11 protein-coding genes are annotated in these 13,715 nt (G+C 74.2%); 5 read left to right on the top strand and 6 right to left on the bottom strand.

The window, feature by feature from the left end; all coding sequences use genetic code 11:
* Positions 1–11 precede the first annotated feature (11 nt).
* The 3 genes from P3T27_RS21905 (at position 12) to P3T27_RS21895 (ending at position 3,886) form a co-directional block, all read left to right on the top strand.
* Positions 12–1,307 (top strand): MFS transporter, encoded by a 1,296-nt coding sequence (locus P3T27_RS21905; protein WP_280680965.1) that lies wholly within the window; start codon positions 12–14, stop codon positions 1,305–1,307.
* Between the two features lie 116 nt (positions 1,308–1,423).
* Positions 1,424–2,806 (top strand): cytochrome P450, encoded by a 1,383-nt coding sequence (locus P3T27_RS21900; protein WP_280680964.1) that lies wholly within the window; start codon positions 1,424–1,426, stop codon positions 2,804–2,806.
* A gap of 57 nt (positions 2,807–2,863) precedes the next feature.
* Positions 2,864–3,886, top strand: coding sequence for an isocyanide synthase family protein (locus P3T27_RS21895; protein WP_280680962.1), 1,023 nt, complete (start codon positions 2,864–2,866; stop codon positions 3,884–3,886).
* Here the strand turns inward: P3T27_RS21895 and P3T27_RS21890 are convergent.
* From P3T27_RS21890 to P3T27_RS21880, 3 genes are all read right to left on the bottom strand, one after another.
* Positions 3,871–4,770: an ABC transporter ATP-binding protein gene (locus P3T27_RS21890; RefSeq protein WP_280680960.1), complete on the bottom strand. Its 900-nt coding sequence runs from the start codon at positions 4,768–4,770 to the stop codon at positions 3,871–3,873. The two genes, P3T27_RS21895 and P3T27_RS21890, sit on opposite strands and share 16 nt — an antisense overlap.
* Entirely contained in the window at positions 4,767–5,786 is a 1,020-nt protein-coding gene (locus P3T27_RS21885) for an iron ABC transporter permease (protein ID WP_280681211.1), read from the bottom strand. Before P3T27_RS21885 ends, P3T27_RS21890 begins: the two co-directional genes overlap by 4 nt.
* 123 nt (positions 5,787–5,909) lie before the next feature.
* Positions 5,910–6,998, bottom strand: coding sequence for an ABC transporter substrate-binding protein (locus P3T27_RS21880; protein ID WP_280680958.1), 1,089 nt, complete (start codon positions 6,996–6,998; stop codon positions 5,910–5,912).
* 142 nt (positions 6,999–7,140) lie between these two features.
* Between P3T27_RS21880 and P3T27_RS21875 the strand changes: the two genes are divergently transcribed.
* A complete protein-coding gene (locus tag P3T27_RS21875; RefSeq protein ID WP_280680956.1) occupies positions 7,141–7,965 on the top strand; it encodes a helical backbone metal receptor in 825 nt (274 codons plus the stop codon).
* Positions 7,966–8,014: 49 nt separating this feature from the next.
* Positions 8,015–8,158, top strand: coding sequence for a hypothetical protein (locus P3T27_RS21870; protein ID WP_280680953.1), 144 nt, complete (start codon positions 8,015–8,017; stop codon positions 8,156–8,158).
* Between the two features lie 83 nt (positions 8,159–8,241).
* Here the strand turns inward: P3T27_RS21870 and P3T27_RS21865 are convergent, their stop codons facing one another.
* The 3 genes from P3T27_RS21865 to P3T27_RS21855 form a co-directional block, all read right to left on the bottom strand.
* Positions 8,242–10,431, bottom strand: a complete 2,190-nt coding sequence (locus P3T27_RS21865; protein ID WP_280680951.1) for a hypothetical protein — start codon at positions 10,429–10,431, stop codon at positions 8,242–8,244.
* 204 nt (positions 10,432–10,635) lie between these two features.
* Positions 10,636–12,225 carry a lipase maturation factor family protein gene (locus P3T27_RS21860; RefSeq protein WP_280680949.1) on the bottom strand — a complete coding sequence of 530 codons (1,590 nt, stop codon included), beginning with the start codon at positions 12,223–12,225 and terminating at the stop codon, positions 10,636–10,638.
* Between the two features lie 337 nt (positions 12,226–12,562).
* A complete protein-coding gene (locus P3T27_RS21855; protein ID WP_280680947.1) occupies positions 12,563–13,624 on the bottom strand; it encodes a GAF domain-containing protein in 1,062 nt (353 codons plus the stop codon).
* Positions 13,625–13,715 lie beyond the last annotated feature (91 nt).

The following is a 13,715-nucleotide window of genomic DNA, read 5'->3' as shown; positions in this document are numbered from 1 at the left end:
GGAGCCTGGTCGTGGCCGCCGGACTGCTCTCGTTCGTCGCGATGCTCGACATGAACGTGGTCAACCTGGCGCTCACCGACATCTCGACCGGTCTGCACGTGTCCCCCGGGGTCGCGCAGTGGGCCGCCCTCGGTTACCAACTTCCCCTGGTCGCCCTGCTGTTGCCCGCCGGGCGATGGCTGGACCAGGTGGGCACCCGCGCGGCGCTGCTGCTCGCGGTCAGCTGCTTCGCCGCGTGCAGCGTGCTGGCCTCCCTCGCCCCCTCGGCGGGCTGGCTTATCGCCGCCCGGCTGTTGCAGGGCACGTTCGGCGCGGTGCTGTTCGTCCTGATGCCGGTGCTCGCCGCCACCTCCGTGCGCCCCGAGTCGCGCGGGCGGGCGATGAGCGTCCCGGCGACGCTCGGCCCGCTCGGCGCCGTCACCGGGCCGGTCATCGGCGGCCTGCTGCTGGACCACTTCGGCTGGCGGGCCGTCTTCCTGGTCAAGCTGCCGGTCTGTCTGGCCGCCGTGCTGATCGTGCACCGGCACGCCCCGCGGCGCGGCAGGCTGCGCCCGCCCGACCGGGGTTCACTCGGCGACGCCGCCCTGATAGGCACGGCCGTCGCCGCCGTGCTGCTCGCGCTGACCCTGACCCCGGAGGCGCCGCTGTGGCTGCTGCTGGCGCTGCCCGCCGCCCCGCTGGTCCTGTTCTGGCTGCGCCGCCCCGGCGGCAGGCCGGTCGCCGAGGTGCTGCGGGCCGCCGGAACCGTCGGGGTCAACGCCTCGGTGCTGGCCCTCGCCGCCGGCTTCGCGGCCTGCCACTATCTGCTCGCCCAGCACCTGCGCGGTCCGGGCGGCGAGAGCGCCACCGCCACCGCACTCACCATGCTGGCCTTCCCGCTCGGCATGGTGCTGGCCGGCCGGGTCGGCGGGCGGCTGGCCGACCGCTGGGGCGCCCGCCCGACCGCGCTCGCCGGCGCCGCCGTCACCACCCTCGGCCTGGCGCTGCTCGTCCCACTCAACGCCGACTGGTCCGCCTCGGACATCGCCTGGCGGCTCGCCCTGGCCGGTATCGGGATGGGCCTCAACGGCGGCCCCACCCAAGCCCTGGTGATGACCGCCTCGCCGCCCGGCAAGCTCGCCACCGCGGGCTCCGCCGTCCAGCTCGCCCGCAGCCTGGGCTTCGCCCTCGGCCCCGCCCTGGCCGGTGCCGCCGCGCTGGCCGGCGACCGGGCCACCACCGGCACCCGGGCGGGCATCGCCCTGGCCTCCGTGGTCGCGGCGACGGCCGTGCTCCTGCTCGCCCTGCACCGCCGCCCACGGTCCTGACCACCGGCCCACCGGGCGCCGGCCCACCCCGGCGCCGGCCCACCCAGCCACCGCCTGCCTGCACCACCGATACCCCGCACCACCGCCATGCCCGCACCACCGGAGGAGCACCACAGATGACCGACACCGTCCGCGATCCGGCACCGGCCAGCCCGGCGGGCGAACCGCGCTGCCCGTACGGGTACGACCAACTCCCCGACCCCGTCCCGCTGTACGGGCCCGCGTACAAGAGCGACCCCTATCCCCTCTACCGGCGGATGCGCGAGGCCGGGCCGGTGCACCGGGTGGAGTTCCCGAGCGGCATCCACGCCTGGCTGGTCACCGGCTACCAGGCCGCCCACGAGACCCTCAACGACCCCCGCCTCGGCAAGAACCACGCGCTGGGCAACGAGAACTGGCACAGGCTGGCGTCGATCATGCCCGAGCCGCAGCACTCCCGGCTGCAGGTCCACCTGCTGCACCAGGATCCGCCCAAGCACACCGCGATGCGCCGCCTCGTCCTGGACGCCTTCGCCCCGCGCCGGGTGGAGTCGTTGCGCCCGCGCCTCCAGGAACTCGCCGACGCCCTGGTCGACGAGCTGCCCGAGACCGGTGGTGCCGATCTGGTGGCCGGCTTCGCGGCCCACTTCCCGTTCCGGGTCCTCGCCGAAGTCATCGGCCTGCCCGCCGAGTTGGCGGTGCGCTTCGACCGCGACTGGGGCAAGGTCGTCCAGCCCGTCGGCCCGCACGACCCGGGCCGCCCGGCGTACGAGGCGCGGCTGCGCCGCCTGCAGACGTACATCGCCGACGTGGTCGCCCACAAGCGCGCCGGCCGGCACACCGTGAACCGCGCCGAACATCCCACCCACCACGACCCGGTCACGGCGGGCGACGACCTGCTGGGCCGGCTCGTCGCCGCCCATGACGCGGGCGAGTTGAGCCGCGAGGAGCTCGACTCGATGGTGTTCCAGCTGCTGGTCGCGGGCCAGGAGCCGGTCACCAACCAGATCACCACCATGCTGATCACCCTGCTGCGCCACCCCGACCAACTCGCCCGACTGCGCGACGCCCTGGCCGAAGGGCCCGCCCACGACCCCGGTCCGCTCGCCCGCGCGGTGGAGGAACTGCTGCGCCACGACGCCGCGTTCGAGCTCACCACCTGGCGGTTCTTCGCCGAGGACAGCGACCTGTTCGGGACCACCGTCCCGGCCGGCGACTCGGTGATCGTCTCGCTGTGCGCCGCCAACCGAGACGACGCGCGGTTCCCGGACGCGGACCGCCTCGACCTCGACCGAACGCCGAACGCCCACCTCGCCTTCGGCCACGGCATCCACTACTGCCCCGGCGCTGCCCTGGCCCGGGCCGAACTCCAGGTCGCCATCGCCACCTTGCTCGCCCGGCTGCCCGGGCTGCGTCCGGCCGAGGCGGCCGGTGAGGGTCTGGACTCCCTCGCCTGGATCCCCGCCGTACTGGCGCGCGGGGTCAACCGGCTGCCCGTCGCCTACGACCGACGTTTCTGAGACCGGCGCGCGGCCGCGCCCGCCCGACGCCCGTACGACCTTTCCCGGAGGACCACCATGCCGCCCGCCGGCACCGTTTCCACCCGCCACCGTCACCCCACCGCATCCACACCGCCGCCCACGAACGCGGGCACAACCACAGGTACGCCAACGGGCACGCCCACGGACACGAGCACCGAACGGCTCGCCGCCCAGATCCTCGGCCTGCTGCTGCCGCACCGCCGCGCCTCCGACCCCGGGCTGGACACCAGGCCGGAGCACTTCCCGCACCAGCTGGCGCAGTTGGCGGACTTCGTCGCCGCCGGCGACCCGATCCTGTTCACCCTGCCCGGCTTCCCCTGCAAGTCGCCGAACCCCGCGAAGGTGCTCAGCCACCTGCCCGACGAGGGCGAGCGCCTGTCGCTCACCTTCCTCGACGGGCTCTGCGCGGAGATCGGCCGCCGCTACGAGCCCGGCGCACACATCCTGATCTGCTCGGACGGACACATATTCGGCGACCTCGTCCACGTCCCCGACGACCACATCGACGAGTACTCCGACGCGTTGACGGCGATGATCGAGCGCGAGGGCCTCAGCCACCTCGCCACCTTCGACCTGCGCGCCGTCCTCGGCGACCTGCCGTTCGACGACAAACGCGCCCGGGTGCACGCCCAGTACGCGCCGAGCGTCGAGGAGTTGCGCGAGCTGGTGCTGACGGACGAGGAGACCCTGCGGCTCTACCGCGGCATCACCCGCTTTCTGACCGAGGACACCACGGGCTTCACCGGCACCCGCTCCGCCCTGCAGCGCGACTGCCGCCGCCGCGCGTACGGGGTGATCCAGCGCAGCCGCGCCTGGGGCGAGTTGATCGCCGCGCAGCACCCCCGGTCGGTCCGGCTCTCCATCCACCCGCAGCCGGCGGGCGCACCGAAGTTCGGCATCCGGCTCCTGGAGGCGGCCGATGCCTGGATGACGCCCTGGCACTCCTCGGTGCTCCACCGACCGGACGGTGAATGGGAGTTGCTGCGCAGCGAGGACGCCGCGCAGCTCGGCCGGCTCGTCGAGCGCGACGGCCGGCCGAGCCACTACGAGGCGTTCTGACGGGCGGGCCCCGCCCCGGCTCCGGCCCCCAGCGCTCCCCCGCCCCCTCCCTCCGCCCCGGCCCCGGCACCCGCTCCCACTCCCGGCCCCACTCCCACCCGCAACGGAGCGGAGGCCGGGGTGCGGTGGTCGAAGGCGATCAACGGGTCGCCGGTGAGCGGGTGTTCGACCACCGCCGCCCGGACGCCGAACACCTCGGCCAGCAGGTCCGGGGTCAGCACCTCGCGCGGCGCCCCGGAGGCCACCAGGGCGCCGCGGTGCAGGACGTGCAGCCGGTCGCAGACGGAGGCGGCGGCGTTGAGGTCGTGCAGGGCGACCAGGGTGGTGCGGCGCTGTTCCCGGAGCAGGGCGAGGAGTTCGACCTGGTGCCGGACGTCCAGGTGGTTGGTCGGCTCGTCCAGCACCAGGACGTCCGGCTGCTGGGCGAGCGCCCGGGCCAGCAGCACCCGCTGCCGTTCGCCCCCGGACAGTTGGGCGAACCGGCGGCCGGCGGCGTCCGCCATGCCGACCCGCGCCAGCGCGTCGGCGGCGATCCGGTGGTCCTCGGCGTCGTCGGCGGCGAACGCCCGCTTGTAGGGGGTGCGGCCCATCGCGACCACCTCGCGGACGCTCAACTCGAAGTCCCCGCCGCGCTCCTGCGGCAGCGCGGCGATGTGCCGGGCGGACTGCGCGGGCCGCAGCCCGGCCAGGTCGCGCCCGGCCAGCAGCACCCTCCCGGCGCTCGGCCGCAGGTGCCGGTAGACGGTGCGCAGCAGGCTGGACTTGCCGCTGCCGTTGGGCCCGACCAGTCCGGCGACCTCCCCTTCCTCGGCGACCAGGTGGACCCCGGCCACCACCGTCCGCCCGGCCAGGGTGACGCTCAGTTCCTCGACGGCGATCCTCACGTGCGCTCCAGTCGTCGGTCCAGCAGGTAGAGCAGGGTGGGGGCGCCGAGGACGGCGGTGACGACGCCGATCGGCAGTTCCTGGCCGTCCAGCGCGGTGCGGGCCACGGTGTCGACCACGACCAGCAGCAGCGCACCCGTGAGCGCGGACAGCGGCAACAGGCGCCGGTGGTCCCCGCCGACGAGCAGCCGGCAGACGTGCGGCACCATGAGCCCGACGAAGCCGATCGCGCCGGAGACCGCGACCAGCACGCCGGTGAGCACGCTGGTGACCACGAAGACCTCGCGGCGCAGCCGGGTGACGTCCACGCCGAGCCCGGCGGCCGTCTCGTCACCCATGAGCATCGCGTTGAGCCCGCGGGCGCGGGCCTGCAGCAGGGCCAGTCCGAGCGCCACCGCGACGGCGGGGACGGCGAGTTGGGCCCAGACGGCGCCGCCGAGGCTGCCCATGAGCCAGAACAGCACACCGCGGGTCTGCTGTTCGTCGCGGGTCTGCAGGACGAGGTAGCTGGTGATGCCGCCGAGGAACTGGGCGATGGCGATGCCCGCGAGGACCAGGCGCAGCGGGGAGAAGCCGCCGCCGCGCCGGGCCGTCAACCAGACCAGGGAGAACGCGCCGAGGGCGCCGGCGAAGGCCGCCAGGGAGACGGTGAGGCCGAGCGCGCTGCCGAAGGCGAGGTCGAGGCCGAGCGAGGTGCCGAGGACGATCGTGGCGACCGCCCCGAGGGAGGCGCCGGAGGAGATGCCGAGCAGGTAGGGGTCGGCGAGCGGGTTGCGGACCAGGGCCTGCACGGCGGTGCCGACCAGGCCGAGCCCGGCCCCGACCGTCGCCGCCAGCAGGGCGCGCGGGACGCGCAGCTGCCAGACGATGAGGTCGCGGGTGCCGGGCTCGGGGGCCCGCCCGGTGAGGTGGCGGGCGACGACCGACCACACCTCGCCGGGCGGGATGTCCAGTGAGCCGAACGACACCGCGGCGGTCAGGGCCAGCACCAGGGCAGTGGTCAGCGCGACGGCCAGCGGCCCGGCCCGCAGGGTGCGGGCCGGGCGGGCATCCCTCCCCTCGCGCGTGCGAGCGGTCGTGCCGGGCGCGCCGGAGGCATCGGGGACGCCGGGAGCATCGGGGGCGGCCGAGGTCACCGCCTACTGCCCGTTCTTGACGAGGGTCGGGTGGATGGTCGCGGCGATCTGCCGGACGGCGTCGGCGTTGCGCACGCCCGCGATGGTGGTGACCTCGGAGCCGAGCCGCACGAAATGGCCCTCCTGGACGGCCTTCAGGCCCTGGGTCGCGGGGAAGCCGCGCAGGAACGCCTCGGCGTCGTCGAAGGCCTTGCGGGTGGCCTCCTCGCTGCCCCGGTTGCGGACGGCGAGCTGGATCCAGTCCGGGTTCTTGGCGACGACGTCCTCCCAGGAGCCGGGCTTGAAGTCGGCGTCGCAGTCGGCGAACACGTTGCGGGCCCCGGCCTGGGTGATCACCGCGTTGGCGACCTGGCGGCCGCAGACCGCGACCGGCTGCTTGGTGCCGGCGTCGAAGTCGAAGACGAAGTAGCCGGGACGCTGCGCCTCCGGGACGCCGGCGAGCGCGGTGCGGACCTCGCCGACCTGCTTCTCCATGCCTGCGACGAGCTCCTCCGCGCGGGCGGCGGTGCCGGTGACGGCGCCGAGGCGGCGGATGTCGTTCTCGATCCCGGAGAGGTCGGTGCGCGGCGCCTTGGCCGCCTTCGGGGTGCCGGCGCAGGCGGTGGACAGGAGGTAGACGTGCTGGATGCCGGCCGCCGCGAACTCCTCCTCGCTGGGCCCGGTGGCGCCGCCGCCCATCATCGGCATCGCGCCGAAGGTGTCGATGTAGAGGTCGGCGCCGGAGCCGAGCAGCTTCTCCTTGGGGATGGTCTTGTCGCCGAGCACGGGCACCTTGGCGCCCTGTTCGGCCAGGGCCGGCGGGAGGGTGCCGTGGCCGGGCGGGAAGCCGGTGCCGATCACCCGGTCGCCCGCGCCCAGTTGGAGCAGCAGCTCCAGGGCGGCGGCGTTGCTGGTGACGATCTTGGCGGGGGCCTTGGCGATGGTGGTCTCCCGGTCCGTGCAGTCGGCGACCTTGACGGGGTAGCCGCCGGCCGGGGCGGCCTGGGCGGTGCCGGTGGCGCCCCGCTCTCCGCCTCCCCCGCCGCCGCTTCCGCAGGCCGTGGCGAACAGGGCGACGGCGGCCGCGATTCCGCAGACAACGCGAGGGCGCATGACAACTCTCCTGGTCGGTGATCGTGCTGGGGGCCCGTCCTGCGAACCCGGTCCAGGTAGTCGGCCGGATCGTTCGGCGGGTTCCCGGGGATTTCCGCTCCGTCCGGCGGCCGTCCTCGAACCCCCGGCGTAGGGTGGCCGGATGGCCGATCCCACCGTCCTGCGGGACGATCTCGACCTGCCCGTACGGCTCGGCCCGCGCCCGACGCGCCGGGTGGTGTCGCTGGTGCCGTCGCTGACCGAGGCCGTCGCCGTCACCGCGCCCGGGCTGCTGGTCGGCGCCACCGACTGGTGCAGCCACCCGGCCGACCTGGCCGTCACCAGGATCGGCGGCACCAAGAACCCGGACGTGCCGGGCATCCTCGCTCTCGCCCCGGATCTCGTCCTGGCCAACGACGAGGAGAACCGGCGCCCCGACCTGGACGCGCTGAGGGCGGCCGGCCTGCCGGTCTGGGTCACCGACGTCCGCACCCTGGACGGCGCGTTCCGCTCGCTCGACCGGATGCTCACCGCCGCCTGCGCGCTGCCGCGCCCGGGTTGGCTGGACGAGGCCGAGGCGGCGTGGGCCGCCGTCCCGCGCCCCTCGGACGGCCCGCGGGCGATCGTGCCGATCTGGCGCCGCCCGTGGATGGTCCTCGGCCGCGACACCTTCGCCGGGGACCTGCTGCGCCGGTTCGGCGTCCGGCTCGTCCACGCCGGGCACGCCGAGCGCTACCCGGCCGTCCCGCTGCCCGAACTGCTCGCCTGCCGACCGGAATTGGTGGTGCTGCCGGACGAGCCGTACCGCTTCACGGCGGAGGACGGCCCGGAGGCGTTCCCGGGTGTCCCGGCGGCGCTGGTCAGCGGACGCCACCTGACCTGGTACGGACCCTCCCTGGCAACGGCTCCGACCGTCCTCGCGCAGGCATTGGAGCACCCGTTCATGCCAGGGCACCCGTCCGGACCAGGGGAAAAGAGCACATCGTAGGATGACCGCCACTCGCCGGAACCGCCGGTGACAAGCGGGGGAACCACCGATGGCAGTGGGCACGTCCGGAGAGCCCCTGGTCCTGGTGTCGGCCGTGGGGGTCTCGACGGTCGTCCTGGCCATCCCCAGCCCGGGGTACGTGGCCAACGTCAAGGCGCTGATCTCCAACCGACCATGGAGCAAGGCGGGCTGACGTTCTCGGGCACACGCGGTACGGCGAAGGGCCCGGGACGCGCGATCGCGTGTCCCGGGCCCTTCGCCACTGTTCCCCGGAGGTCAGCCCCGCGCAGCGGTGACGGCGGCGCCCAGCGCCTCCTTGATCCGCGGCCCGAGACGGGCGAAGCCCAGCTCCTTCATCGCCGCCCGCAGCAGCTCCTCGTCCGTGCGCTCGACACCGTCACCGTCCACCCACCGGACGACGGCGAGCAGTTCGTCGGCGGAGTAGGCGGTCACGGGCCGACCGGGCGTGAAGTCCGGCTTCTCGGGCCGGTCAGTGGCGGCGGGCTCGGCCACCGGCTCGGCGGCGGGCGCCTCCTCGACGGCCTCGACCTCGGCCACCGGCTCCTCGGCCTCGATGACCTCCACCGCTACGACCAGCTCCTCGGCAGCAGCAGGCTCAACAACCGCCTCCACCTCGACAACCGGCTCCACGACGACCGCAGACGCCTCCTCGACAACCTCTACCTCGACCTCGACCACGGCCACCGGCTCCGCGGCCTCAACCACCTCTACCGGTACAACCGGCGCCTCGACCTCGGCCACCGGCTCCGCGGCCTCGATGGCCTCCACCGCCACGACCGGCTCCTCGGCAGCAGCAGGCTCAACAACCGCCTCCACCTCGACAACCGGCTCCACGACGACCGCAGACGCCTCCTCGACAACCTCGACCACGACCTCGGCCACCGGCTCCGCGGCCTCAACAGCGGGAGCCTCGGCCGCCTCCACCTGGGCCACCAGCTCGGGCTCGGGCTCGGCAGCCGTCTCGACGGCCTCCTCGACCGCCTCCGGCTCGACGACCGGCGCGTCCTCCAGGGCGGGCGTCTCCTCCGCCGACTCGGCTTCGACCTCGACCTCGACCTCAGCCTCGGCTTCGGCGGCGGGGGTCTCGACGACGGCCTCGGTCTCCGTGTCCTCCGGCGCCTCAACGGCCGCCGTCGGCTCGGCCACGGCCTCGGCCGACTCCGCGGCCTCCGCCAGCGCAGCAGTCGCGGCGGTCGCGGCGGCCACCAGATCGTCGGCGGCCGGGGACGGCGCCGGGAGGGAGACCACGGTGACGGGGGCTTCCTGCGCCACCTCCGCCACCTTCTCCTCAATCACCTCGACGGCGGCCTCGACCGCAGAGCCAGCCTCGACCGAGTCCGAGTCCGAGTCCGAAGCCGAGCCCTGCTCCGACTCCAGCTCCGCCTCGGTCACCACGCCGCTCGCCGGCTCCTCCACCGGCTCCTCCGCCGAGGCAGGAGCCGAAGCCGGAGCAGGAACCGCAGCCTCGACGGCGCTCCCCGCCCCCGCGAGCCCGTCACGCTGGCCGCCGGCCAGGGCCTGGCGGGCGCCGTAGGCGGCTTCGGCGGCGCTGCGGTCGGCCTGGGCGGCGGTGAGTTCGGCGAGCAGGTCGCCGAGGCCGGCCTCCTCCAGGGTGGCGCGCAGGCCGCGGATAGTGGGCAGGCGGTAGAGCGTGCCCTCGTCGGCGGCGAGCCGTTCGACCAGGTCGACGAGGTCGGCGAAGGCCAGCCCGTCGAGGTCGTGGTCGGGGAGCATCCGGGCGAGGCCGCGCAGGCCGGTGTTGATCGCCTCGAAGGCCTGGGCGGTCCGCTCGACCAGCGCGCCGTCGGTGGGCACGACCGGGAGGGTGCCCGCGGGGGCGATGGCGACCCAGGCACGGCGCTCGATCTCGGCGGAGGCGAGTGCCTCGTGCAGGTCCTCGCGGCGGACCCGGCGGTCGGTGGCGAGGGCCGTGGCCTGCTTGCGCAGGGAGCGGGCGCGCAGCCAGGAGAGCTTGACGCCGTGCTCGCGGCGCCAGGTGCTGTCCGCGGTGGCGGCGGTGAGGGCGTCGAGGTCGGCGTCGTAGGCGGCGGCGGTGAGGGTGGCGGAGGTGCGCTGGACGCGCTGGAGCAGCTCGACGAGCAGGGCGGTCTTGGCGACGGTGTCGGGTTCGTCGAGCTTGACCTCGGCGGCGAGGGCGGTGACGGCGTCCCAGGTCTGGCGGAGGTCGCGGCCGCGCAGTTCGGCCAGCGCGGTGGAGGCGGCGCGGGCGTCCTCGGGGGTGGCGACGGTGTCGACGGCCGCGTACCAGGCGTGGGTGTCGGCGGTGAGGGTGAAGGCCCCGAGTTCGGCGTAGCGGCCGAGGTCCTCGCGGAGGTCGCTCTCCGCCGTGGCGGCCTTGGCGTCCTGGGGGTCCTTGACGTCTGCGGCGTCGGCGACGTCCGCCGGGTCGGCTGCGTCGGCGTTGCGCGAGTGAAGCACTGTCATGTGAGGTCCGGTTCTGGGCGACGACGGCGGGGCTGGCGGCGAGGGGGCGGCGGACCGGTTGCGCGGAGCGCCCCGGAACGGGGCTGGGGGGCGCGCGGTAGGGCCGCCGGTTGTGGACGCCCAGAATACGGGTGCCCGTTCGAGCCTTGCACGCACCCACCGCCCGACGGGCCGGTGTCGTGTGCCATACCGCCCACCTGGCCGCTACTCGGGAGGGCCACCTGGGTGGTGGGGCGTTGGGCCGGACGGGTGCTCGGGGCTTCGGTCCCCGGCTCGGCCGGACGGTCTTCCCGACCGGGCCCCGGGCCGCCGTGGCCGGTCCAGCGGCACGGTGCGGAGCCGTCGGCCGAGGGGTGCGCGGTACCCGGCGCGGGCGAGGGAGGCGAGGTCGACCGGCGCGAGGTACTCGTAGAGCGCGGTGCGGTGCCACCACGCACCGGTTTCCCGCAGTTCGCGCCAATCGGTGAACCGGTAGAGGTAGAGGGTCGCCCGGACGTGGGTCGGCGGGGTGCCGGGGAAGGGGTTGTGGCGCAGCAGCCGGAGGGTGGCGCGGTCGCCGGCGAGCAGGCGGGCGACGAAGGGCAGGAACCAGGGGCGGGCGTAGGCGGGCGAGATGCCGGCGAACCACATCAGCCAGTCGAGCCGCAGGTGGTAGGGGGCGTACTGGCGTGGGAGCCGGCGCACGTCTCCGGGTTTGCCCTTGAAGCCGTACTCGTGCCAGACCGTGTGCGGGGTGAGGGTCGGTTCGTCGGTGCCTTCGACGACGATCTCCTGGCGGATGCGGTTGATGCTGCCGAAGGCGCCGTAGGTGTTGACGAGGTGCAGCCGGTTGAAGGAGCGGTTCATGGCCTGGCGGCGGGAGACGAGGTTGCGGACCGGCCAGTAGCTGAGGACGGCGACGGCGGCGGTGAGCGCGATCACCAGCACCTCGAACCAGACGGGGGCGCCGGGGCGCGCGTGGGCGTGAACGGGCAGGCCGAGGCGGGCCGGGTCGACGGCGGCGAGGGCGAGTGTGACGGTCAGCCAGTTGAGCCAGGCGAAGTTGCCGGAGGCGATCAGCCACAGCTGGGTGGCGACGACGATGCAGGCGGCGTAGCTCGCGACCGGCTGCGGGAGGAAGAGGCAGACCGGGACGACGAGTTGGACGAAGTGGTTGGCGGCCACCTCGACGCGGTGCAGCGGGTCGGGCAGGTGGTGGAAGAACCAGCTGAGCGGTCCGGGCATGGGCTGGGTCTCGTGGTGGTAGCGCAGGCAGGTGAGGTCGCGCCAGCAGCGGTCACCGCGCAGTTTGATCAGTCCGGCACCGAACTCGACCCGGAAGACCAGCCAGCGCATCAGCCAGAGCACCAGGGTCGGCGGGGCGGTGTCGGCGTTGCCGAGGAAGGCGGCGAGGAAGCCGGCTTCGAGCAGCAGTGACTCCCAGCCGAAGGAGTACCAGGTCTGCCCGACGTTGACGATCGAGAGGTAGAGCCCCCAGAGCACCGCCCACAGCAGGACGGACGCCCAGAGCGGGACGAGGTCGCCGAGTCCGGCGGTCACGGCGGCGGCGAGCGCGGCGCCGCTCCAGGCGACGGTGGCGAAGAAGCGGTCGCTGTAGTGGAGGTGGAACAGCCCAGGCGCGTGGCGGAAGGGGACCCGGGCGGTGAAGCGGGGCACCGGCAGCATGCCGTCGGTGCCGATCAGGGCGCGGAACTGCGCGACGGCGGCGAGGAACCCGACCAGGTAGAGGCCGGCGAGCAGGCGTTGGACGAGCAGCCGGCTCAGCCAGTAGTCGGGGGCCGCGAACCAGTCCATGCGGCCCATGCCTACCATCGGCGCCCTTCGGGCGGGCCGTGGCCGGGGCGCGGGCGGGGCCGGTTCACCCGCTCGGCCTCGGACGCCGGGGTACTCCGGGCGGCCCGGTGCCCCCGGACGGCACCGTGGCGGGGAGCCTCTCCTCGGGGGTGAGAGGCGCCCCGCCACGGTGACGGATGTCGCGGTGGTGCGGTCGCAGGTGGTGCGGTGGTCAGTGCTGCGATTGCGAGAGGTGCGGTCGCGGGTGGTGCGGTCACGGGTGGTGCGGTGGTGCGGACCGGTGGGCGGTGGTACGGAGGGGGACTGCGGCGCCGCACGCGGACGGCAGGTCGGCGGCTCAGCTCGGCAGGATGAGTCCGGACTCCCCGGCGAGGCCCGGGCGTCCGACCGGGGTGGCGCCGTTCTGCTGGAGCCGGTCGACCAGCAGCGCGGCCAGCGTGCCGAGCTCCTCCTCGGTGCGGGACTGCGCGGTGACGTCCATGCCGACGGTGAGGACGCCGTTGACCTGGCCGGTGCGCGCGGTCCGCAGCGGGGTGCAGGTGAAGCTGAAGATCTGCTGGATGCGCTGGGCGTCCGGGCGGCCTGACTGGATCCGGACGTCGTTCAGGACCGTGCTGCGCCCGGTGTGGTAGGCCTCCACGACGGCCTGCTGGAGTCCTGCCGCGCCGAGCTGCGGGTAGGCCGCGCCGATCGCCCCGTACGCCGCCGGGGCTCCGAAGGTGTCGGCGTGCTGGGCGTTCGCGTAGCGGATCTCCTGGCCGGGGCCGTCGGTGAGCATGATGGGGAACGGGGAGCCGTCGAAGGCGGCGAACATCTCCTGCTGCTGGGCGAGCAGGTTGTCGCGCAGCCGGATCTCGGAGAGCAGCGCCTCGGCGAGGTGCTGGATGTCGCGCAGCCGCTCGCGTCCCCACTGCCGGGGTTCCCGGTCGAGGACGCAGACGGTACCGATGACGGTTTTGGTGTCGTCGACGAGCGGGGCACCGAGGTAGGCCCGCACGCCCAGTTCGTCGACGACCGGGTTTCCGGAGAACCGGGGGTAGGCGAGGATGTCGTCGAGCGCGAGGGGGGAGCGCTGGGCGACGACGTGCGGGCAGAAGCCGTGACTCAGCGGCATCTGACGGGTCGGAAGATCGAAGGCGATGCCCCGATCGGCCCAGGAAGCGCCTTCTTCGGACGCGACGTCGCTCGAGTTTGGCGGAATGTAGAGCCCCCGGAACATCTGGCGCTCGTCGTTGATGAAGTTGACCATCGCGATGGGAGCGCGGGTGATGCTGGCGGCCAGGTGGGCGAAGCGGTCGAAGGCCTCGTCCGCGGACGGTTCGTTGAGACCGAGGCTGCGCAGCCTGCGGGTCCGCTCGGACTCCCCGGGGGCACCCGGGAACTGGCCTTGAGTGCTCATCACATCAGTCATGGCGCACATGTAATCAGACATCAGGGCGCTTCGGCTCGCTCGGTCCGGTTCGTCACCTTTGCTGATGAACAGTCAAAGC

This window comes from Kitasatospora sp. MAA19 (genome assembly GCF_029894125.1).
Lineage (GTDB): Bacteria > Actinomycetota > Actinomycetes > Streptomycetales > Streptomycetaceae > Kitasatospora.
Note: the sequence above shows the minus strand (reverse complement) of the source record. Positions and strands in the feature narration are given on the sequence as shown.